Origin of the sequence: Staphylococcus caeli (assembly GCF_051413795.1) — a bacterium.
GTDB lineage: Bacteria > Bacillota > Bacilli > Staphylococcales > Staphylococcaceae > Staphylococcus > Staphylococcus caeli_A.
Genome location: NZ_JBOIRQ010000006.1, coordinates 16,610 through 40,167, shown reverse-complemented (window position 1 = coordinate 40,167; position 23,558 = coordinate 16,610). Strand labels below are relative to the sequence as shown.

The 23,558-nt window shown below is 33.4% G+C and carries 17 protein-coding genes and 4 pseudogenes; 16 read left to right on the top strand and 5 right to left on the bottom strand.

Annotated features, from left to right (window positions below; translation table 11 throughout):
* Positions 1–229: 229 nt before the first annotated feature.
* On the top strand, positions 230–619 hold the full coding sequence (locus ACSULM_RS04820; protein ID WP_436855286.1) for a YisL family protein: 390 nt from the start codon (positions 230–232) through the stop codon (positions 617–619).
* 88 nt (positions 620–707) lie between these two features.
* Here the strand turns inward: ACSULM_RS04820 and ACSULM_RS04815 are convergent, their stop codons facing one another.
* Both ACSULM_RS04815 and ACSULM_RS04810 read right to left on the bottom strand, forming a co-directional pair.
* Positions 708–2,030: a CoA-disulfide reductase gene (locus ACSULM_RS04815; protein WP_436860994.1), complete on the bottom strand. Its 1,323-nt coding sequence runs from the start codon at positions 2,028–2,030 to the stop codon at positions 708–710.
* A gap of 22 nt (positions 2,031–2,052) precedes the next feature.
* Positions 2,053–2,895, bottom strand: coding sequence for a Cof-type HAD-IIB family hydrolase (locus ACSULM_RS04810; RefSeq protein ID WP_436860992.1), 843 nt, complete (start codon positions 2,893–2,895; stop codon positions 2,053–2,055).
* Between the two features lie 113 nt (positions 2,896–3,008).
* On the opposite strand from ACSULM_RS04810, the gene ACSULM_RS04805 reads away from it, so the two are divergent.
* The 4 genes and pseudogenes from ACSULM_RS04805 to ACSULM_RS04790 form a co-directional block, all read left to right on the top strand.
* Positions 3,009–3,317 carry a metal-sulfur cluster assembly factor gene (locus tag ACSULM_RS04805; protein ID WP_069994939.1) on the top strand — a complete coding sequence of 103 codons (309 nt, stop codon included), beginning with the start codon at positions 3,009–3,011 and terminating at the stop codon, positions 3,315–3,317.
* 228 nt (positions 3,318–3,545) lie between these two features.
* The gene (locus ACSULM_RS04800) at positions 3,546–5,375 is read left to right on the top strand and encodes an acyltransferase family protein (RefSeq protein WP_436860989.1); all 1,830 of its coding nucleotides are present in this window, start codon (positions 3,546–3,548) and stop codon (positions 5,373–5,375) included.
* Positions 5,376–5,647: 272 nt separating this feature from the next.
* The gene (gene clpB, locus ACSULM_RS04795; protein WP_436860986.1) at positions 5,648–8,257 is read left to right on the top strand and encodes an ATP-dependent chaperone ClpB; all 2,610 of its coding nucleotides are present in this window, start codon (positions 5,648–5,650) and stop codon (positions 8,255–8,257) included.
* Positions 8,258–8,628: 371 nt separating this feature from the next.
* A pseudogene (locus ACSULM_RS04790) lies at positions 8,629–8,859 on the top strand (transposase); the annotation flags it as partial.
* A gap of 231 nt (positions 8,860–9,090) precedes the next feature.
* Here the strand turns inward: ACSULM_RS04790 and ACSULM_RS04785 are convergent.
* On the bottom strand, positions 9,091–9,285 hold the full coding sequence (locus ACSULM_RS04785) for a DUF2929 family protein (protein ID WP_436860984.1): 195 nt from the start codon (positions 9,283–9,285) through the stop codon (positions 9,091–9,093).
* 231 nt (positions 9,286–9,516) lie between these two features.
* Between ACSULM_RS04785 and ACSULM_RS04780 the strand changes: the two genes are divergently transcribed.
* From ACSULM_RS04780 to ACSULM_RS04770, 3 genes are all read left to right on the top strand, one after another.
* Complete coding sequence (locus ACSULM_RS04780) at positions 9,517–10,458, top strand: beta-ketoacyl-ACP synthase III (protein ID WP_436860981.1); 942 nt, start codon at positions 9,517–9,519, stop codon at positions 10,456–10,458.
* A 12-nt stretch (positions 10,459–10,470) separates the two neighbouring features.
* Entirely contained in the window at positions 10,471–11,715 is a 1,245-nt protein-coding gene (gene fabF, locus ACSULM_RS04775) for a beta-ketoacyl-ACP synthase II (protein WP_436860979.1), read from the top strand.
* A gap of 240 nt (positions 11,716–11,955) precedes the next feature.
* Entirely contained in the window at positions 11,956–13,191 is a 1,236-nt protein-coding gene (locus tag ACSULM_RS04770) for an MFS transporter (protein ID WP_436860976.1), read from the top strand.
* A 45-nt stretch (positions 13,192–13,236) separates the two neighbouring features.
* On the opposite strand, the gene ACSULM_RS04765 is transcribed toward ACSULM_RS04770, so the two are convergent.
* On the bottom strand, positions 13,237–13,611 hold the full coding sequence (locus ACSULM_RS04765; protein ID WP_436860974.1) for a DUF3899 domain-containing protein: 375 nt from the start codon (positions 13,609–13,611) through the stop codon (positions 13,237–13,239).
* Between the two features lie 245 nt (positions 13,612–13,856).
* Here ACSULM_RS04765 and opp3b point away from each other — a divergent pair, with 245 nt between their 5' ends.
* From opp3b to ACSULM_RS04740, 5 genes and pseudogenes are all read left to right on the top strand, one after another.
* On the top strand, positions 13,857–14,783 hold the full coding sequence (gene opp3b, locus ACSULM_RS04760) for an oligopeptide ABC transporter permease (protein WP_069994931.1): 927 nt from the start codon (positions 13,857–13,859) through the stop codon (positions 14,781–14,783).
* Positions 14,783–15,850: an oligopeptide ABC transporter permease gene (opp3C, locus tag ACSULM_RS04755; protein WP_436860972.1), complete on the top strand. Its 1,068-nt coding sequence runs from the start codon at positions 14,783–14,785 to the stop codon at positions 15,848–15,850. The genes opp3b and opp3C overlap by 1 nt, the downstream gene beginning before the upstream one ends.
* Positions 15,851–15,867: 17 nt before the next feature.
* Positions 15,868–16,953, top strand: a pseudogene (locus tag ACSULM_RS04750) (ABC transporter ATP-binding protein).
* A complete protein-coding gene (locus ACSULM_RS04745) occupies positions 16,940–17,884 on the top strand; it encodes an ABC transporter ATP-binding protein (RefSeq protein ID WP_436860969.1) in 945 nt (314 codons plus the stop codon). Before ACSULM_RS04750 ends, ACSULM_RS04745 begins: the two are co-directional and overlap by 14 nt.
* A 20-nt stretch (positions 17,885–17,904) precedes the next feature.
* Positions 17,905–19,557 (top strand): annotated as a pseudogene (locus ACSULM_RS04740) (peptide ABC transporter substrate-binding protein).
* A gap of 79 nt (positions 19,558–19,636) precedes the next feature.
* On the opposite strand, the gene trpS reads toward ACSULM_RS04740, so the two are convergent.
* Positions 19,637–20,626, bottom strand: a complete 990-nt coding sequence (trpS, locus tag ACSULM_RS04735; protein ID WP_436860966.1) for a tryptophan--tRNA ligase — start codon at positions 20,624–20,626, stop codon at positions 19,637–19,639.
* Between the two features lie 301 nt (positions 20,627–20,927).
* Here trpS and spxA point away from each other — a divergent pair, with 301 nt between their 5' ends.
* The 3 genes and pseudogenes from spxA (at position 20,928) to ACSULM_RS04720 (ending at position 23,538) form a co-directional block, all read left to right on the top strand.
* Complete coding sequence (gene spxA, locus ACSULM_RS04730) at positions 20,928–21,323, top strand: transcriptional regulator SpxA (RefSeq protein WP_002483765.1); 396 nt, start codon at positions 20,928–20,930, stop codon at positions 21,321–21,323.
* A 336-nt stretch (positions 21,324–21,659) separates the two neighbouring features.
* Positions 21,660–22,376, top strand: coding sequence for an adaptor protein MecA (gene mecA / locus ACSULM_RS04725; protein ID WP_436860964.1), 717 nt, complete (start codon positions 21,660–21,662; stop codon positions 22,374–22,376).
* Positions 22,377–22,539: 163 nt separating this feature from the next.
* Positions 22,540–23,538: pseudogene (locus ACSULM_RS04720) on the top strand (competence protein CoiA).
* Positions 23,539–23,558 lie beyond the last annotated feature (20 nt).

The following is a 23,558-nucleotide window of genomic DNA, read 5'->3' as shown; positions in this document are numbered from 1 at the left end:
TTTGAGCTCAGGTACACTTATCAACCCTAGTCATCCTTGCCAGAGTGGGACTACGAATACTTTATATTAAAAATTTATTTCTGTTTTATACTCTTTGATAGTTTTTCTTTTTGAAATGTAGCAGTATTTTAAGTATGATTGAGAGAGACTTAGCCTGAGACAAAAATTGGGAACTTAGATTCTTGTTCAATTAGGCAGTAGAAATAAAAAAGTGTGGGGGTTATATACTGTGTTACATATGCATATTGCAAGTTGGGTTTTATTAATTATCCTATTCTTTGCAGCTTATTTTAATTTTTCAGAAAAACAAGGTGCTACACCTTATTTTAAACCGATTCATATGTTATTAAGATTATTTATGTTATTAGTCTTAATTTCTGGTTTTTGGGTTTGGATTCAAGCATTTTCATCAGGTGATGCTGGTGGACATATGTTATTAACATTGAAAATGATTTGTGGCGTTGCTGTGATTGCGTTAATGGAAGTTTCAATTGCGAAGCGTAAAAAAGGGCAACCGAGTCATGGTTTGATGTGGACAACAATCGTAGTTATTATTTTAACAATGATTATTGGTATTATCTTGCCTATGGGTCCAATCACGCAAATGTTTGGATTATAAATCGTAATATATTTAATATGAAAAAGGCAGGAACATGGACAATCATGTTCCTGCCTTTTGAATTGTGCACAGTAAAGGTAATGTGATTTTATTTATTTCGTGCTTTATAGCCAATCATATTGATAATATCTTTTGGACTACTATAAGGTGGTGCATATGCGACCTCGAATTCAACGAGATCATCTATAGTTAGTTTGTTCATCATTGCCATTGAAAGTACATCAATACGTTTATCGACACCTTTCTTGCCTACTGCAGCAGCTCGAATGATGCGTCTATTTGATTTGTCAAAATAAACACGCAGATGTAGTTTACTATTTCCTGGATAATAGCCTGCATGTGTACTTTGTATGGATTCTACCATGTCATAATCAAAGTTTGACAGTGCCTGAGGATCAATGCCAACACTTGCGAAAGTATAGTCAAAGAATTTTACAATATTGGCACCTAAGAAGCCTTTGAAGTGAACGTCTTTGTTTCCAGCTAATTGCTCTGCGATAATACTAGCACCACGGTGTGCACCCCAGGCTAACGGTACATGTGCAGGTAAATCGACATGTCGGTAGTGAGATGTAATGATATCTCCTAATGCATATATATTTGAGATGTTGGTTTGGAATTGTGCATTTACTGGTACGTAGCCTTTGTCGTCTAAATTGATATTTGATGATTTAATAAATTCAGAGTTTGGTTTGACTCCAACACCTTCGATGATTAAGTCATAACTTTCTACTTTACCAGATTCAAAGTGTACCTCATTACCATTTACTTTGACGACTTGTTCATTAAAACGATAAGAAATGTTGCGATGATCCATCTCGTCAATAATAGCTTGATTCATATCTTGATCCATCAATTTATTGATATGTTCTGAACGATGGATGAGCGTTGGTGTAATACCTCTTTCATATAAATTATCAAGAATTTCAAGTCCTATATAACCAGTTCCGATGACAAGTGCAGTTTTAACATTATTTTTTTCAATAAATGTCTCAATCGCATCTGTGTCTTCCATGTTTCTTAAGGTGAAAGCAATAGGACTATCAAGGTTCAAGGTATTAGCGCGACAACCTGGACTTAATATCAACGTATCATATGATTCTTCAAATGTTGTATCTTGTAAACGATTATATACTTTTACAGTATTTGTCGTATCATTGATAGCAATGACTTCGTGATAGGGCTTAACATTGATGCGTTTTGATTCATAGAAAGATTCGGGCGATGCTTCTAAAACTTTGTCACGTGAGTCTACGACGTTACCTAAATAATATGGTAAGGCACAATTTGCAAAACTCATGTCACGATCTTTTTCAAAAACCACAATTTCACTTTCTTGATCTAATCTTCTAATTTGACTGGCAACAGTTGCACCACCTGCAACCGCACCAACTACTACGATTTTATGCATAAGATTCCCTCCTTATATACTATTAAATATTGGAATACATTGTAGATTCATACGGTATATTTAATTGGAAATAATCATTTAAATAACGGCCAATGCCATCTTCATTGTTAGAGTGAGTGACATGATTAGCGACATGCTTCAATTCATCTAAGCCATTAGACATTGCTATGCCATGTTTCGCATATTTAATCATTTCCAAATCATTATCTTCATCACCAAATGCAATAATGTGATTTCTGTCGATATTTAAATGTGATTTCACATAATCGATACCACGTGCTTTGCTAATGCCTTGTTTTACAATTTCAATAACTGGAAATGGTGAACCCCATCTACGGTGTTCAATGTTTTCAGCATAAAATCGAGTGAGCATTTGTTTAATTCTAGGAATCATAATGTCTTCTGCTTCGACTAAAATAGAGGTCGGTGATTCCGTTAGTGAGTTTAACAAGTCGCCTGTTTCTACTTTAGGATTTCCCATGGAAAAGCCGTCGAATAATTTTTGATCAAAATTATTAATGAAAACATAATCTTTTACTTCAGCTATAATATTAGACACGCCGTGATCGTTGAGCGATTGTAAGATACTTTTAGATAAATCTAAATCTAAAACTTCATGTTTGGATTCGAAGTGCTCATCTTTGGGGTGATGAACATAGGCACCGTTAAAATTAACAACAGGCGTATCCATATTTAGCTCATGATAATATATTTGGCTAGCTCTATAAGGTCTGCCAGTGGCAATCATAAGTTTATGACCTTGTTGTTGTAAACGTGTTAATACTTGTTTTGTATATGGTGTTATGACTTTATCATCGTTTAATAGCGTACCGTCTAAATCTAGACAAATTAAATAAGGTTTCATTTAAATCTCCTTAATGTTTGATAATTGATGTATGAATATCATAGCATTTTATTGGCGTTTTGTAAGATATTTGATATATTGTTAGTATCATTAAATTCGAAGAGGTGAGTTGAATGGATGAAGGATTAAAAGATAGTATATTAAATGCATTAGAAATGGTTATTGATCCTGAGTTAGGCATAGATATTGTCAATTTAGGTTTAGTATATAATGTAGACGTTAATGATGAAGGTCTATGTACAGTAGAAATGACTTTAACATCAATGGGTTGCCCTATGGGACCTCAAATCGTTAACCAAGTTAAAATGGTACTTGCGGAAATTCCAGAGATTTCTGATACAGAAGTAAACATCGTTTGGAGTCCGCCATGGAGTAAAGATATGATGTCACGTTATGCGAAAATCGCACTTGGCATCGGCTAATCTATTTCCTATATAATTACAAATACTAGTCTGATTTCTTTAATAGAGATTAGACTAGTTTTTTATTGAATAAAATGATTTTTATTGAATTAGACTATTAATATAATAAAAATATTTATAGTGCAAAGCATTAAAATAATTGCAGTTTTGTTACGAAAGCATTACAATAGCTTGGTATATAACATTAAAGCGTGAGCAATTTAATTGGGGATGAAAGTATGATAATCAATGAATAGTAAATTAAATAAGACACATCAATTAAAGTATCGGCCACGTTACATGCCTGGTTTGGATGGACTTAGAGCCATCGCGGTCATCGGTATCATTATTTACCACTTAAACAAACAGTGGTTATCTGGTGGCTTTCTTGGTGTAGACACATTTTTTGTGATTTCTGGTTATTTAATAACGAGTTTATTGTTATACGAGTTTGAATCCAATGGTGCCATTGATTTGAAGGCATTTTGGCTACGTCGATTTAAGCGTTTAATACCCGCAGTGTTTGTATTAGTTTTTACAGTAACGTTGGCAACGCTCATTTTTAAACCAGAGCTGATTGTGAGTATTAAGCAAGATGCATTTGCAGCGATATTCTATGTGTCTAACTGGTGGTATATAGCTACAGATGTTAATTATTTTGAACAATTTGCATTTATGCCATTAAAACATTTGTGGTCATTAGCCATAGAAGAACAATTTTACATATTCTTTCCTATAGTAATAGTAGCTTTATTATTAACAGTAAAAAAATATCGCAACATAACACTCATTTTTTGGATTATTTCGCTGCTATCATTGGCAATTATGATTTTCATTGCACAACCACATATGCACCATTCTCGTGTGTATTTTGGAACAGATACAAGACTTCAAACAATGTTACTAGGTGTCATCCTTGCATTTATATGGCCACCTTTTAAATTGAAGAAAAATCCAAACAAAGCATTAAGAACAATTATAGATGGTACAGGTTTAATAGGGCTTATTGTATTATTCTTACTGTTCATTAAAGTCGACGATAATAGTGATTGGATATATAATGGTGGCTTTTATCTTATTTCCGGTATGACATTATTTGTCATCATGAGTGCAGTACATCCGTCAGGCTATTTTGCTAAAATACTCGGTAATCCATTATTTATATATATAGGAAAACGCTCCTATAGTTTGTATTTATGGCATTTTCCAGTTATTAGCTTTATTCATTCCTACTTTGTGGATGGACAATTACCGGTATACGTATATGTAATTGACATTTTTTTAACATTAATATGCTCTGAATTATCATATAGATATATAGAAACACCGTTTAGAAAACAAGGATTTAAGGCGTTCAGCTTAAATCGGTTCAAGACAACACCTTTTATAAGAACAGTTATTCTAATATTGATTGCCATTCCAACATTATTTATATTTGCCGGTGCTTTTGATAAATTTGGTAAAAATCAAACGGATCAGCAATCGTCCTATAATACTGATGAAATTGATAAATATCTCGTACGTCCTATTCCTGTGGATAATGTCAATTTCTTAGGTAAGTCTGACTTTAAAAAAGATAAGAAAGAGGAAGTCTATACAGATCTTAAGCCTTTACTTATTGGTGATTCTGTCATGGTGGATATCGGTGAAACCTTTAAAGAACAAGTACCTAATGCCGATATAGATGGTAAAGTAGGACGCAATTTATATGAAGCTGCACCATTAGTTGATCAAAAATATAAACAGTACAACAATAAATCAAGTCAAGTCATTTTAGAACTAGGTACGAACGGTGATTTTTCAGAAGCACAATTAGATGAATTAATTGGTAAATTTGGTAAGGCAAATATTTATCTTGTAAATACGCGCGTACCTAGAAGTTATGAAAATCACGTGAATCAGCTTATGGCAGACGCAGCTAAGAAACATGACAATGTTACATTAGTAGATTGGTATAAACGTTCAGAAGGTCACAGTGAATATTTTGCACCAGATGGCATTCATTTAGAACCATCGGGTGTGCGTGCATTGAGCGATGAAATTATAAAACATATTGCGCCCAAAAAAGATAAGTCATAATTTAATACTAATGAATTAATCCATGAAGATAAGCCTAATTTAGGACAGACCAGTCCTAGGTTGGGCTTTTTCATGTTAGCCGTTTGAAATTATAGAAAAATGGGGAAAGTAGGATTGGAAAAGGCTTTTAATAGTATAAATTTAATTGAAAAACTATAATCATATCTGTTGAAAATTCGGGTACAAAGGACTATAATTAAATTAAGGTCAAAGAAAGTCAAAGTCAAACTAACTTTATTTTGATCAAAGACTAAATGGTGAGGTGAATCATTTTGGATATTAATCAAATGACCTATGCAGTTCAAAGTGCGTTACAAAAAGCCGTTGAACTTGCAAAAGTAAATGAAAATCAAAATATTGAAATTGAAGCTATATTAAAAGCAGCATTTGAAGAAAATGAAAGTTTATTCAAAAGTGTGTTAGAAAGAGCGAATATTGATACAACTTCATTAAATCAAGCGTATGAAAAGAAATTGAAGAGTTATCCAACGGTACAAGGTGATAACGTTCAATATGGACAATATATAAGTCAAAAAGCAAATGAATTATTTAATAAAGCAGAACAGTATATGAAAAACTATGAAGATGAATATGTTTCAATGGAACATATTATCTTGGCTGCCATGGATATAGACGATATTACACAACAGTATGTTGATAACAAAAAAGAGATTATTATAGAAATCATTAAAAAAATAAGAGGAGGAAATCATGTGACGACACAAAATCCAGAAGCAAATTATGAAGCATTAGAAAAATATGGTAGAGATTTAGTTGAAGAAGTCCGTCAAGGAAACATGGATCCTGTAATCGGGCGCGATGAAGAAATAAGAAATACAGTGAGAATTTTGAGTAGAAAAACAAAAAATAACCCTGTGTTAATTGGTGAACCTGGTGTAGGTAAGACTGCTATCGTTGAAGGGCTTGCACAACGTATTGTTCGTAAAGACGTACCAGAATCATTACTAGATAAAACAATTTTCGAATTAGACTTAAGTGCACTTGTAGCAGGTGCGAAATATCGAGGCGAATTTGAAGAACGTTTAAAAGCCGTGCTTAAAGAAGTGAAAGATTCAGACGGTAGAATTATTTTATTTATAGATGAAATTCACATGCTTGTGGGCGCAGGTAAAACTGAAGGTGCGATGGATGCTGGCAATATGTTGAAACCTATGCTTGCACGTGGTGAATTACACTGTATTGGTGCGACAACATTAAATGAATACAGAGAATATATTGAAAAAGACTCTGCATTAGAGCGTCGTTTCCAAAAAGTTAATGTATCTGAGCCAGATGTTGAAGATACGATTTCAATTTTACGTGGACTCAAAGAACGTTATGAAGTATATCATGGTGTACGTATTCAGGATAAAGCACTCGTAGCTGCAGCTGAATTATCTGATCGTTATATCACCGATCGTTTTTTACCAGATAAAGCGATTGATCTTGTCGACCAAGCTTGTGCAACGATTCGAACAGAAATGGGCTCTAACCCAACTGAATTAGATCAAGTGAATCGCCGAGTTATGCAGTTAGAAATTGAAGAAAGCGCATTGAAAAATGAATCTGATAACGCTAGTAAACAACGTCTGCAAGAATTACAACAAGAATTATCAAATGAGAAAGAGAAACAAAGTGCAATTCAATCACGTGTAGAAGCGGAAAAAGAAAAAATCGCTAAACTTCAAGAGAAACGTACTGAGTTAGATGAAAGTAGAAAAGCACTTGAAGATGCAGAGAATAATTATAATTTGGAAAGAGCAGCAGAATTGCAACATGGTAAAATTCCTGAATTAGAAAAAGAACTACGTGAACTCGAAGATGCATTCCAAAATGAACAAAATGGAGACAATGACCGTATTATCCGTGAAATTGTTTCTGATGAGGAAATTGGTGACATCGTAAGTTCATGGACAGGAATTCCAGTGTCTAAATTGGTAGAAACAGAAAGAGAAAAATTATTAAATCTTTCAGATATCTTGCATGAACGTGTGGTTGGACAAGATAAAGCTGTTGATTTAGTATCAGATGCTGTTGTAAGAGCTCGTGCGGGTATCAAAGATCCTAATAGACCAATTGGTAGTTTCTTATTCTTAGGTCCTACTGGTGTAGGTAAAACAGAATTAGCCAAATCATTAGCATCTACTCTATTCGATTCAGAGAAACACATGATTCGTATAGACATGAGTGAATACATGGAGAAACATTCCGTCTCTCGTTTAATCGGTGCACCTCCAGGCTATGTTGGTCATGATGAGGGTGGTCAATTGACGGAAGCGGTTCGCAGAAATCCATATTCTGTCATTCTGTTAGATGAAATTGAAAAAGCACATTCCGATGTATTCAATGTGTTGCTTCAAATCTTAGAAGAAGGTCGTTTAACAGACTCAAAAGGTAGAGAAGTAGACTTTAAAAATACGATCATTATTATGACAAGTAATATTGGTTCACAAATATTATTAGAAAATGTGAAAGATGCTGGTATCATTACAGAAGAAACTGAAAAAGCAGTTATGACAAGTTTAAATCAATACTTCAAACCAGAAATTATCAACCGTATGGATGATATCGTGCTCTTCAAACCATTAACAATCAATGATATGAGCCATATCGTCGATAAAATTTTAACAGAATTAAATATCAGATTAATGGGCCAACGTATTTCTATCAATGTATCTGATCAAGCTAAAGCTTGGTTAGGCGAAGAAGCATACGAACCTCAATTTGGTGCTAGACCATTAAAACGTTTTGTTCAAAGACAAATCGAAACACCACTTGCGCGTAAAATGATTAAAGAAAATTTACCAGAAGGTACTACTATTGATATTGATTTAACTGATGATGGATTAACGTTTGAAACGTTAAAACCTGAGTCAATATAAGAAAATGTAAAGTCTCACTACTTAATTCATTATGTTAGTGAGACTTATACATGAGCTTCAGCTCAGGTAAACCATTCAACTCTAGTCATCCTTGTCGGGGTGGGACTACGAAATCTTTATTAGAAAATTTGCTTTCTGTCCCACTCCCGTTTCAGACTGTCAACAAAGTCTCCGACTTTGTTGGCAGTTTTTTTATGCACACTTTCCACGGGCACAGCCTTAGCCTGTAGTCTTCGGTTAGTGCTATTCTTGCAGGAGTCGGCATAAATCACTGCCAATATTACACACAAAATATTATAATGTATGTAAATTAAACTGTTGTGGTGTTTATTATGTTGAATAAATCAATTGATAAAAGAGATCAATGTAAAATGATTTCTATCTTTGAATTAGTCTCTAATAATAATTTATAACGTAAAGTCGATGCGATATTAGATTTAAATTTTGTATATGAACTTGTCGAAGATAAATATTGTCTTGATAATGGTAGACCATCTATAAATCCTGTTATTTTAATGAAAATATTACTCATACAAAGATTATTTGGTATTAAATCAATGAGGCAAACAATTAAAGAAATAGAAACAAATGTAGCAAAACGTTGTAGGATGTATTTTTAGTGGTGTTAGATTTAATAAGAGCTGGAGTCATGAACAATACGAATTTATAAATTATAATTGCTTGACCTAACAACGACTGTAAACTATAGATAATAGCATTTGGATAGAGTGGGATGGTAGCAAATTCTCGGAAAATTAATAGACAACAAAAAACTGCCAATGAAGACTTTGAAATCTTCAATGACAGTCAATTTGTATTAGAAATGATTCATGTTAATGTTGTTCTTTTGTGTCATTATTATTAGGTTTGATCATCGCATCTAGTACTAAAACAACGATTGTTATAATAACAGCGACAATAACTGGTGTTACGAAATTAAGTGCACCGCCACCATTTAGGCTATTTAGCACGAAATTAATCATTTGTAATAAGACAATAGACCAAAATAAAACTGCGAGGTATTTCATTATGTAATGCCTCCAATGTTAAAAATATATACTTTCATTATAAATAATAAAGTGTCATTTGTATAGTACAGAAGTGAGCATTATTCTTTTACTTTGTGATTGAACACTATTTAATTTATAATAATCTGTAATAATTCGTCTATAAAAATAGGTGTAGTTCTTGTATTTGAAATGTGTATTATGTTAAATTAATACCTGGTATTAAAATTAAAATTAAGAAGGTGTACAACCATGGACGTGGGTATTAAAGGTTTTGGTGCATATGCACCTGAAAGAGTTGTAGAAAATACCTATTTTGAATCATTTTTAGAAACATCAGATGAATGGATTTCTCAAATGACTGGTATTAAAGAACGTAGATGGGCAAGAGACGATGAAGAAACATCTGATATGGCATATCAAGCAAGTTTAAAAGCAATTGAGGATGCAGGTATAGAGGCTTCAGAAATCGATATGATTATTGTCGCAACATCGACTGGAGATTATCCTTTCCCGTCAGTTGCTAATATATTGCAAGATAGATTAGGTATAGGCAAAGTTGCCTCTGTCGATCAACTTGCAGCATGTAGTGGTTTTATGTATTCAATGATTAACGCAAAACAATTTGTGCAATCAGGCGACTATAAAAATGTTTTAGTTGTCGGTGTAGATAAATTATCTAAAATCACAGATTTCACAGATCGTTCCACAGCGATTTTATTCGGTGATGGTGCGGGTGCTGTTGTAATTAGTGAAGTATCTGAAGGTCGCGGTATCTTAAGTTATGAATTAGGATCTGATGGCTCAGGTGCAAAACATTTATACTTAAATCCAGAAAATGGAAAAATATTTATGAATGGTCGAGAAGTGTTTAAATTTGCCGTAAGAATTATGGGTGAAGCATCTAACAATGCGGTAGCTAAAGCAAATTTAACAGCTGATGATGTTGATATGTTTGTGCCTCATCAAGCAAATATTAGAATAATGGAATCAGCAAGAGAACGCTTAGGTATTCCAAAAGAAAAAATGAGTGTTTCTGTTGACCGTTTTGGTAATACATCTGCAGCTTCTATTCCGTTAAGTATAGCTCAAGAATTAGAAAATGGTAGGATTAAAGATGATGATGTCTTAGTATTAGTTGGCTTCGGTGGCGGTTTAACTTGGGGCGCTATCACACTAAGATGGGGAAAATAGGAGGATAAATTTATGAGTAAAGAACAACGTGTTGTTATTACAGGGATTGGTGCATTATCACCTATAGGCAACGATGCAAAATCCACATGGGATAACGCTTTAAAAGGTGTAAGCGGAATTGATGCTATTACACGTATAGATACAACAGATTATAATGTACATTTAGCAGGAGAATTAAAAGATTTCGATATAGAAAATCATATACCTAAAAAAGAAGCGCGCCGTATGGATCGCTTTACTCAATATGCTGTAGTTGCTGCTAGAGAAGCAGTTAATGACGCTAAACTTGATATTAATGATAAGACAGCAGACCGTGTTGGTGTATGGATTGGTTCAGGAATTGGTGGCATGGAAACATTTGAAATTTCACATAGCCAATTATTAAACCGTGGCCCTAGACGTGTGAGTCCTTTCTTTGTACCTATGTTGATTCCTGATATGGCAACAGGTCAAGTTTCAATTGATTTAGGTGCAAAAGGTCCAAACGGATCAACAGTCACTGCTTGTGCAACTGGTACAAATTCTATTGGTGAAGCATTTAAAATCATTCAACGTGGCGATGCAGATGCAATGATTACAGGTGGATCTGAAGCGCCAATCACGCATATGGCATTAGCAGGTTTCAGTGCGAGTCGTGCTTTATCAACAAATGAAGATAAAGAAACAGCATGTCGTCCATTCCAAGAAGGCCGTGATGGTTTCGTTATGGGTGAAGGTGCAGGTATTGTGGTATTAGAATCATTAGAATCTGCCAAGGCACGTGGTGCACAAATTTATGCAGAAGTAGTGGGCTACGGTTCAACAGGAGATGCTTATCATATCACTGCGCCTGCTCCAGAAGGTGAAGGCGGTTCACGTGCTATGCAAGCTGCGTTAGATGACGCTGGTATCCAAGCAAAAGACGTTCAATATTTAAATGCGCATGGTACAAGTACACCAGTCGGCGATTTAACTGAAATTCAAGCTATTAAAAATACATTTGGTGATGCGGCAGCAACATTAAAAGTAAGCTCGACAAAATCAATGACAGGACACTTACTAGGAGCAACAGGTGGATTAGAGGCAATCTTCTCTGCGCTTTCTATTAGAGATAGCCGTATTGCACCAACGATTCATGCGAATACACCAGATCCAGAATGTGATTTGGACATTGTACCTAACCAAGCTGAAGATCTAGATATCACGTATGCAATGAGTAACAGTTTAGGTTTCGGTGGACACAATGCAGTACTTGTATTAAAAAAGTTTGCTGACTAAGCGTTTAAATTAAAATAATATGTAAATAATGTAAGGAACGGAACGATGAAATCAAAGATTAAATTTTTGGTTTCATCGTTCCGTTCCTTTTTTTGTTTTTATAGTGTTATTAAGCATTATTTGAGTTAGGAATTAAATGAAACTTTTTAATATTTTAAAATTATTTTTTGAGAAATGTCTATTTTAGAAATACAAATAGTGTATAATGTAAATTATTAGAGCTGAGGTGGGGTGATTAAGATGAAACGATTTTTTACATTGTCGACAACTTTGAAAACTAGAATTATTGCTGAATTCATCTTAGTTATTGCGAGCCAAGCGATTTTACCGTTTATGGCATTATATTTAACAAGTAAAATAAACGCTATATTTGCTGGGACCTTTCTCATAGCAAATATAATTGTAGGTTTTGTAGTGTCTTTTGTAGGTGGATATATTGGTGATAATTATAATAGGAAGGAAGTCGTTAATTATGTCCATGGGTTGTATGCAATATGTTTAATTATTCTTAGTATTACTGTGACAATGAACGGTATAGGTTTAGTCATTTTTTGTATAACCGTATTTATATTTGAATTATTGTTTGCTGCAAGTCAACCGATATTTGAAGCTGCGATAATGGATGCAATCTATGAAGATGTTAGAGAATATGTATATCAATTAAATTATTGGACATTCAATATTGGTACTGCAATCGGTATGTTACTAGGCGCATTATTATACTTAGGACACAAACATTTGCTATTTATACTATTTTTCATTGCAATGCTCATTAGTTGGTACTTATTTGAAAAGTACTATGATGTAGAGCAAGTTATAAATAAAAGGGAAGATCTTACTTCGAAATTTAAACACTTTATAGATAGTTATCATACGGTCCTTAAGGATAAATATTATATGCTGCTAAATATAGGATTTATGATGGTTATTATGGCTGAATTAAGTTTGAATTCGTATGTCGTAGTTAGATTGAAAGAAGCGTTTGAACCTATTTATATTATTGGTTTTTATATTGATGGTGTCCGAATGTTTTCAATTATTATGATTGTTAATACATTAGTTGTGGCAACGCTCACATTTACTGTGAATAGAATTGTTGATGCAACTTCAAAAAGAATTGCTTTTATCGTAGGAATTGTTTTCTATACAGTTGGATATAGTATATTAATGTCATCAACCACTTTTTGGATTTTATGTTTATTTTCCATGATAGCTACTATAGGTGAATTGATATACTCTCCAATTCAAAATGCGCAGCGTTTTCTAATGATTCCAGACGATAAACGCAGTACCTACAACACATTTAGCATGATTTCATTTTATGGTGGAAACATTTTAGCGCGTTTTGGGTTAATTATAGGAGCATTTATCTTACCGTGGATGATGTCTGTATACGTTGCAGTCATTGTATTGTTAGGGTTTGTTTTATTGTATTATGCACTTTTCCGTAATCCAAATATTGAAGTGAAATCATAAAAGGCTGTAAAGATATTGTATTCAAACAATATCTTTACAGCCTTTTTATATTAGAAATGATATGACAATGGATAATAATACGTAAAAAATATTAGTACAAAATGCAGTAATAACCCAAGTAGAAACAAAATAGTGTGTTTTCTTCACTTGCGTTGGTTTAAAAAATTCATCATTTTCTAAGGCATCTTTATGTTTTTTATTAGTAAGTTGATATTTTAATCTTCTGAAACCGTAACTTGTTGGATCTAATACGCCTTCTTGAACAATGAGAATGATAAAGCTCAAAATAGATAAAGTAATAGCTATGTAAAAAATAATATTGATATATTGAACAAGTGTCTGGGCTGTGAAGAGACAAAATATTAAAGTGAGTAATGGTGTGAATACAAACCAAAGCAACACGTGAATAGGTTTTTTCAAATAAATGGCCTCCTTTAATTAATATATTTATTGTAACTTAAAATAACTAATAAATGAATAAAAATAGTTATAAATTCTTTTGTATCAATGCTTTTAAAGTGTTGGAAATATTTTAAAAAATTTTTCCTTTAATAAAGTAAAGCAAAACAATATTGATTAAAATAAGAAGTAAACGTATAATGTTATTAAATATTTCTGAATATTTAGAAGGGAATGTTTATTCTGAAATTAAAGGGGGATGAAATATGCTTAAGTATGTATTGAAACGTTTAGGGTATATGTTTTTATCGCTATTCATTATTATTTCAATCACATTTTTCTTAATGAAGCTAATGCCAGGTTCACCATTTAATGACGAAAAATTAAATGAAGAACAGAAGCAAATTTTAAACGAGAAATATGGATTGAACGATCCTGTACCTGTACAGTACGCAAGTTATTTAAAGAATGTTGTTACGGGGGACTTTGGTAACTCATTCCAGTATGATAACCAACCTGTATGGGATTTAATTAAACCAAGATTGATTCCATCACTAGAAATGGGCTTAACAGCGATGGTGATTGGTGTCATTATAGGACTCATATTAGGAGTCATTGCAGCAGTTCGGCAAAACACCTGGGTTGATTACAGTGCGACCGTAATATCAGTTATTGCAGTTTCAGTACCATCGTTTGTATTAGCAGTATTGTTACAATATGTATTTTCAGTTAGATTACAATGGTTTCCAGTTGCTGGATGGGAAGGGATATCAACAGCAGTGTTGCCATCACTAGCTTTATCTGCAGCAGTATTGGCAACTGTAGCAAGATACATAAGAGCAGAAATGATAGAAGTATTAAGTTCAGATTATATTCTATTAGCACGTGCGAAAGGGAATTCAACGATGCGCGTACTATTTGGTCATGCGCTTAGAAACGCCTTAATTCCTGTTATAACAATAATTGTACCGATGTTAGCAAGTATATTAACTGGGACATTAACCATTGAAAATATATTCGGTGTTCCAGGATTAGGGGATCAGTTCGTACGTTCTATAACTACAAATGATTTTCCAGTTATCATGGCGACAACTATTTTATTCAGTACACTATTTATCGTTTCTATATTCCTTGTAGATATTCTATATGGTTTGATTGATCCACGTATTCGTGTACAAGGAGGTAAAAAATAATGGCTGATAAAAAAGATGTAAAATTCAATGATGACCACTCAAATGCAGTAATGACACATACCTCAGAAGCAATACCAGCATCTGATTTTATTCGCAGTAAGAATGATTTAGAAAAAGAACCTGAAATGCAAAGAGAAAGTAAGAATTTCTGGCAAGACGCATGGGCGCAGTTGAAACGTAATAAACTCGCAGTTGTTGGGATGATAGGGCTCATTATTATTATATTGTTAGCTTTAATAGGTCCTTTATTAAGTTCACATGACTATGCGGAACAAGATGTAGAAAGACGTAATTTGCCAGCGAAGATACCTGTGTTAGATCAAGTACCATTCCTACCATTCGATGGTGAAGGGGCTCAAGGTGTTGATGCGTATAAAGAGGCAGGCGTGAAAGAAAACTTTTGGTTCGGTACAGATCAACTAGGTAGAGATTTATGGTCAAGAACATGGCAAGGTGCGCAAGTATCACTCTTTATTGGTGTGGTTGCAGCATTACTAGATATTTTCATAGGGGTCGTGTACGGTGCCATATCCGGATTCTTTGGTGGACGCATTGATAATGTGATGCAACGTATTATTGAAATCGTCGCATCTATTCCTACTTTGATTGTAGTAATCTTATTCGTATTAATCTTCGAGCCTTCGATTTGGACGATTATATTGGCGATGACAATTACTGGTTGGATTGGTATGAGTCGTGTCGTTCGTGGTGAATTTTTAAAATTGAAAAACCAAGAATTTGTTTTAGCCTCTAAAACATTAGGAGCATCTAAATCTAAATTAATTTTTAAGCACATATTACCTAACACATTGGGTGTCATCGTAGTAACTTCAATGTTTACTGTACCAAATGCGATATTCTTCGAGGCTTTCTTAAGCTTTATCGGAATTGGTGTACCAGCGCCTAGAACGTCATTAGGTTCACTAGTAAACGAAGGTAGAGCGATGTTATTAATACATCCACATGAACTATTTATACTTGCATTAGTATTAAGTTTATTAATTTTATTCTTCTATCTATTTAGTGATGGATTACGCGATGCATTCGATCCGAAAATGCGTAGATAATTTAAGGGGGCAACATTATGTCAGAAAGAGTATTAGAAGTTAGTAATTTGCATGTTTCCTTTGATATTGACGCAGGGGAAGTGCAAGCGGTTAGAGGTGTTGATTTCTTTATTAATAAGGGAGAAACACTTGCGATTGTTTGAGAATCTGGTTCAGGTAAATCAGTGACGACGAAAGCAATCACCAAGTTATTCCAAGGTGATGCAGGACGAATTAAAAAAGGAAAAATTAATTTCTTAGGTGATGATTTAGCACAAAAATCAGAACAAGAATTGATTAAATTACGTGGTAGAGATATTTCAATGATTTTCCAGGACCCTATGACATCTTTAAATCCTACGATGAAAATTGGAAAACAAGTTATGGAGCCACTAATGAAACATAAAAACTACAATAAAGCAGACGCTAAAAAAAGAGCGTTAGAAATACTTAATTTAGTCGGTTTACCAAATGCTGAAAAAAGATTCAATGCATACCCACACCAATTCTCAGGCGGTCAACGCCAAAGGATTGTTATTGCAACGGCATTAGCATGTGAGCCAAAAGTGCTTATCGCAGATGAACCGACGACGGCATTAGATGTAACAATGCAAGCACAAATATTAGAATTAATGAAAGAGTTACAAGCAAAGATTAGTACATCCATCATCTTTATTACACATGATTTAGGTGTGGTAGCCAATATTGCAGACAGAGTTGCAGTTATGTATGGTGGTCAAATGGTTGAAACAGGGGATGTAGATGAAATATTCTATGATCCCAAACACCCATATACATGGGGATTATTATCTTCTATGCCAGACTTAACAACAGGAACGGATACGGAATTATTAGCCATTCCGGGGACACCACCAGATTTATTACATCCGCCAAAAGGTGATTCTTTTGCTGAACGAAGTCAATATGCTCTAGATATAGACTTTAAAACGCCACCACCATGGTATCAAGTTTCACCAACGCACTTTGTGAAATCTTGGTTACTTGATGAACGTGCACCGCATGTTGAGCCACCAGAAATGGTTAAAAAACGTTTGCGTAACATGCCGAATAATTACGCTAAGCCACAACAAGTAGAAAGGGTGTCGTTCGATGGAGAATCATAAAGAGCTGTTATTACAAGTAAAAAACCTGAAGCAATATTTTAATGAAGGTAAACGCAATGAAGTAAGAGCGATTGAAAATATTTCGTTCGACGTCTTTAAAGGTGAAACATTTGGACTTGTTGGAGAATCTGGGTGTGGTAAATCTACTACAGGTAAAGCGATTATCAAATTAAATGACATTACAGATGGTGAAATCTTATACGAAGGTATCGATATTCAAAAGATTAAAAACCGTAAAGACTCACTTAAATTTAATAAAAAAATTCAAATGATTTTTCAAGACCCTTATGCATCTTTAAACCCTAGATTGAAGGTGATGGATATTGTTGCAGAAGGTATCGATATTCATAAACTGTCATCGGGTGTTAAAGATCGTAAAAAGCGCGTCTATGATTTATTAGAAACTGTTGGTTTAAGTAAGGAACATGCCAATCGTTATCCGCACGAATTCTCAGGTGGTCAACGCCAACGTATTGGTATTGCAAGAGCGTTAGCTGTTGAACCAGAATTTATTATAGCAGATGAGCCGATATCTGCATTAGATGTTTCCATTCAAGCACAGGTTGTTAATTTATTATTAAAATTACAAAAAGAGCGCGGTATTACATTTTTATTCATCGCGCATGACCTTTCCATGGTGAAATACATTTCGGATAGAATTGCAGTAATGCATTTTGGGAAAATTGTAGAAATCGGTAGTTCTGATGAGATATATAACCACCCAATGCATCCGTATACAAAATCTTTACTTTCAGCTGTACCGCAACCAGATCCGGAAAGTGAAAGAGTTAGAAAGAGAACGATTTTTGAAGAAGATGAAGCTAATAATGATCAACGTACATTACATGAAATTCGACCAAATCATTATGTCTTTACTACAGATGAAGAGGCAGAAACTTTAAAAGCACAAACACAAGAGACAACAGTATAAAAGGGGAAAGGGGGATTACAATGAATAAATTCAAATTATTTATCATTTTGATTGCATTATCTGTAGTATTGGCAGGATGTGGAAATGCTGAAGGTGTGTATTCTGATAAAGGTCAAGTATTTAGAAAAGTGCTGCCACAAGATATTTCAACGCTAGATTCGGCACTGGCAACGGATACTGTATCATTTGATTTGTATAATCAAATCTATGAAGGTTTATATACATTGGATAAAAATGATAAAGCACAACCAGGTGTAGCCAAAGAAATGCCAAAAGAAAGTAATGGCGGTAAAACGTTAACGATTAAATTACGTAAAGATGCGAAGTGATCAAATGGTGATCCAGTGACAGCGCATGATTTTGAATATGCATGGAAACGTGTTGTGAATCCAGATACAGCTTCTGAATATGCTTATATCATGTATGATTTGAAAAATGCAGAGGCCATTAATATGGGCAAAAAGAAAGTAGATGAATTGGGCGTAAAAGCACTCGATGATCATACTTTAAAAGTTGAATTGACAAAACCAATTCCATATATTAACGAAATGTTTGCATTCGGTACATTTATGCCACAAAACGAAAAGGTAGTTAAAAAAGCAGGTGAACAATATGGAACAACTGCTGGTAAAACTGTGTTTAACGGACCATTTAAATTAGAAAAATGGCAAGTTGAAGATAAACTGCAATTAGTTAAGAACAAAGATTATTGGGATAAAAAAAATGTACATTTAGACCGAATAAATTATAAAGTCTTAAAAGACCAACAAGCTGGTGCATCACTTTATGATACTGGTTCAGTGGATGATACTACAATCACAGCTGACCAAGTTGATAAGTATAAAGATAATCCTGGTTTGAAGAAACGCTTATTAGCTAGTACATTTTATATTAAATTGAATAGAAACAATGTTCCTGAATTTAAAAATAAAGATTTGCGACTAGCGATTTCTCAAGCCATTGATAAAGAAGGCTATGTAAATGCAGTTAAAAATAATGGGTCGGAAGCTACAGATGGCTTTACATCAAAATTAACAGCTAAAACACCAGATGGTAAAGATTTTGCAGATACAATCGATTCGCCGTTAAGTTATAATCCAAAAGCTGCGAAGAAACATTTAGAAAAAGCGAAAAAAGATTTAGGCAAGAAGAACATATCATTTACTATGAATACCGAAGATACACCAGATGCGAAAATTTCAGCAGAATATATTAAATCTCAAGTTGAGAGTAATTTGCCAGGTGTAACTCTTAAAATTAAACAATTACCATTTAAACAAAGAATTAATCAAGAACATGCTGAAACATTTGAAGCATCATTATCTGGTTGGGGACCAGATTACCCTGATCCTTTAACTTTCTTGAGTATTATGACTACCGGTAATACTTCCAATAATACAGGATGGGGCAATAAAGAATACGATAAATTAGTTAAAGACGCTAATGGTAAATTATTGAAGAAACCTGAAGAACGTAATGCAACAATGAAAAAAGCTGAAGAACTCATGTTAAAAGAAGCACCAGTTGCGCCAATTTATCAAAAAGGTGAAGCGCATTTGACGAATCCACAAGTCAAAGGTATGGTTTATCACCAAATTGGTGGAGATACATCACTTAAACATGTTGAAATTGATAAGGACATTGACCCTAAAACGGGTAAAAAGAAAAAATAATGATTTAAACGTTAGGTTTGCAAACAAAAAAGCACATCCGTGAGGGTGTGCTTTTTTGATATGGTATTGATTTGCAATATTATCTTTTACGGCCAAGGCCCATTGCTTTTTCCATTTTCTTCAATGTTTTGTAAGAGACTTGTTGTGCTTTATCTCTGCCGTTATCTAAAATAGTATCCAACTCTTCTGAATTAAAGTAGTATTCATATTTTTCTTGGAACTCAGTTAAGAAATTTTTTACAATTTCAGCTAAATCAGCTTTGAAAACACCATAATTTGACTCTTTATATTTTTCTTGTAGTGAGTCAATAGACTCATCAGTTAAACTAGAATAAATAGAAAGTAAATTTGAAATTCCTGGTTTTTGCTCGCGATCAAATTTAATAATGCCATCTGAATCTGTTACAGCACTTTTAATTTTTTTAGCTGCAACGCTTGGCTGATCTAATAATGAGATGAAATTTTTTTGGTTATCGTCACTTTTACTCATTTTTCGAGTTGGGTCTTGAAGACTCATGACACGTCCGCCAACTTTGGGCATACGAATTTCTGGCTTAACTAAAATATCATTGAAACGTGAGTTGAAACGGTCAACTAAATTACGCGTTAACTCTAAATGTTGTTTTTGATCGTCACCTACAGGCACAATATTCGTATTATAAATAACGATATCTGCTGCCATTAATGGTGGATATGTTAATAATCCTGCTGGTACACCTTCAGTTTGTTTCGTAGCTTTGTCTTTAAATTGAGTCATACGTTCTAGCTCGCCAATAGAAGTAATTGTTGTTAACATCCAGCTTGCTTGTACATGAGCTGGCACTTCCGATTGGATAAAGAGTGTAGATTTTTCTGGATCAATACCTGATGCAAGATATATTGCGGCAAGTTGTCTCGTTTGTTTACGAAGCTTTAGTCTATCTTGTGGTACTGTAATTGCATGTTGATCAACAATACAGAAGAAACAATTGTAATCATCTTGAACTTCACCAAATTGTTTCAAAGCACCAATATAGTTTCCGATTGTTGGAATACCACTAGGCTGGATACCTGAGAATAATGTTTCCATTTTTTAATGCCTACTTTCTAAAATTTAATTTAATACACAGTAGCTTTATTATAACAGTATTTCAATCATTTGTAAGTTATGTTAAACTATAGTCATATCAATATTTCAGTTGAATTTATTGAGAAATTCTTATATTTTAAATTTTTTGAAAAAAATTAGAGAATTCTCATTTAATTTTAATGTTGGAAAGGTATACTTTCATTGTAAGGTTAAGAAAGATGAATTCACAGAATATTTCTTAATCATATAAATATTGAAATCAAATGAATTTACATTCATGAAAAATAGGAGAGTGAGATGTATGGTAACATTATTTACTTCACCAAGTTGCACATCTTGCCGTAAAGCGAAAGCATGGTTACAAGAACATGACATTCCGTATACGGAGCGTAACATTTTTTCAGAACACTTAACAATTGACGAAATCAAACAAATTTTAAAAATGACTGAAGACGGTACAGACGAAATTATATCTACACGTTCTAAAACATACCAAAAATTAAATGTAGATATTGATGCGTTACCACTTCAAGATTTATATTCAATTATTCAAGATAATCCTGGTTTATTACGTCGTCCAATCATCTTAGACGAAAAACGTCTACAAGTTGGTTATAACGAAGATGAAATTAGACGTTTCTTACCAAGAAAAGTGCGTACGTTCCAATTACAAGAAGCGCAACGTATGGTTGACTAATTACAAATTATACATGAAACAAACAAGCCATGAAGTGATACATAAGACAATCGCTTTATGGTTTTGTTATATTTTAAACATAACAAATCAACAATGACATACGTCAAATCATAACGTTTGTGATGACAATAAGTTGTTTATGAATTGAATAATGTATGGAATTATTGTGACAGCACTTTAAAGTTAGTGCTGTTTTTTTGGCTATTAACATGGTATATGTTAAGATGAGGTACCAAATAGGATTTAGTGAAAATAAATCAAACAAATCAATTGTAATTCTTACTAGGTTTTAATACAATATGATTACTATTCATCGACTGTAAGGAGTGAGATGATATGAGAATAGAGCGTGTTGACGATACAACTGTTAAATTATTTATAACATATAGTGATATTGAGGCAAGAGGCTTTAAACGTGAAGATTTGTGGACAAATCGCAAACGTGGTGAAGAATTCTTCTGGAATATGATGGAAGAAATCAATGAAGAAGAAGACTTTGTTGTAGAAGGTCCATTATGGATACAAGTTCACGCTTTTGAAAAAGGTGTTGAAGTTACTATATCTAAGTCTAAAAACGAAGATTTAATGAATATGTCTGATGATGATAACGAACAACTTGATTATCAAGTTAATGAATTGTTATCACAAACATTTGATCAAGACGAGAGTTTAGAAGATTTATTTGAACAACGTCAACAACAAAAAGGTGCTAAACAAAACCAAGAGCAAAGTGACCATAAACAACAAAATACACGTACTGTTATAGTGAAATTTGACGATTTAGAAGAGGTTATTGATTTTGCACATCATAATAATCCGGTAACAGATGCGTTTGAAGATTTATTATATAGTATTGATCGCAAATATTATTATGCAGTTCATTACGATGAAACAGTGGATCAAGAAACAATTAATGATAGTTACAGTCAATTACTTGAGTTCGCATATCCTACTGACAAATCAGAAGTGTATTTAAATGACTATGCCAAGATTATTATGAGCCATAACGTTGCGTCTCAAGTACGTCGTTATTTTTCAAATGCGATTGATTAATATAAATAGCCTAATATGAAATAATATTTAAAAACTACGCTTATTGAAGCCATCAAAAGTTAATTACTTTTGATGGTTTTTTTGTGGGAATATTGAAGTAAATTGCGATTAGTAGAAGTAATTAATCACATTCAAACGTGTAATATTATGAGGTGATTGATTGATGTTATTTGCGAAAAATGAAGGTAATCAAATTGTTAGTGCACAGCATGCACATAGAAAAGCATTTTATATTTGTCCTTATTGCAGGAGTCAAGTTATTTTAAAAAGTGGTGCGGTAACAATACCTCACTTTGCGCACTTGAAAAAACGGAATATAGCTTGTAATAACGTAGAAACAATAGAACACCATGATGTGAAGTATATGATTGCAAGCCGTTTTAAAGAAACTGGACATCATGTACAAATTGAACCATTTATAAAAAAGTGTCATCAATATCCTGATTTAATCATCAATCAAAAATTTGCAATATAGGTTCAATTTTCTAAAATTACAATTCAAAATATAAAAAAGCGAAGTCAGGGACTCATCAGTTGCGGCTTGAAAGTTATATGGATTACAAAAGGAATTCAGTATAATGATAAAACAAAAATACTAAAGTTAAATAAATATGAACGTACTTATATTGATGCTTTAAACCAACAGTTGTTTGTATGGGATAGCGTAACAATGCAACTATTTAAATATCATATCTTTCAATTTTTAGGAGGGTCTAACTATATAGCGCTACGAGAAATTGTTGACTATCAACTTATTGATGATTTATTTAATCGTAATTCACCTGACATAGAATTTAAAAATCTCAAATTAACATCTCAAGCGATACAACAATATTTAAAAAGATGTAGAAATAGTCATTCTGTACTTCAACCTAGTCTCAGCGTGATATATAATTGTCGACTTTCTGAATCATGGGTATGTCGTCATTTAGGTATTGTTTATCCAGAACAATTGTATGTGCAGTCTCATCCAGTTTATTGGCAATTACAACTAATAAAAATGATGAGAACACAGGATACTGACACAGAGCAACTATCAAAAGTGTTTAAATTTAATCAATTCTATGATTATGAGGTTGATACGTTCAATATTACATGTGCTTTATTTGAAAAATTCAAAAATTCATACAGTCTGATGGGGTGTAATGACGTGCAAAATTAGCACTGACATGAGAAAATTAT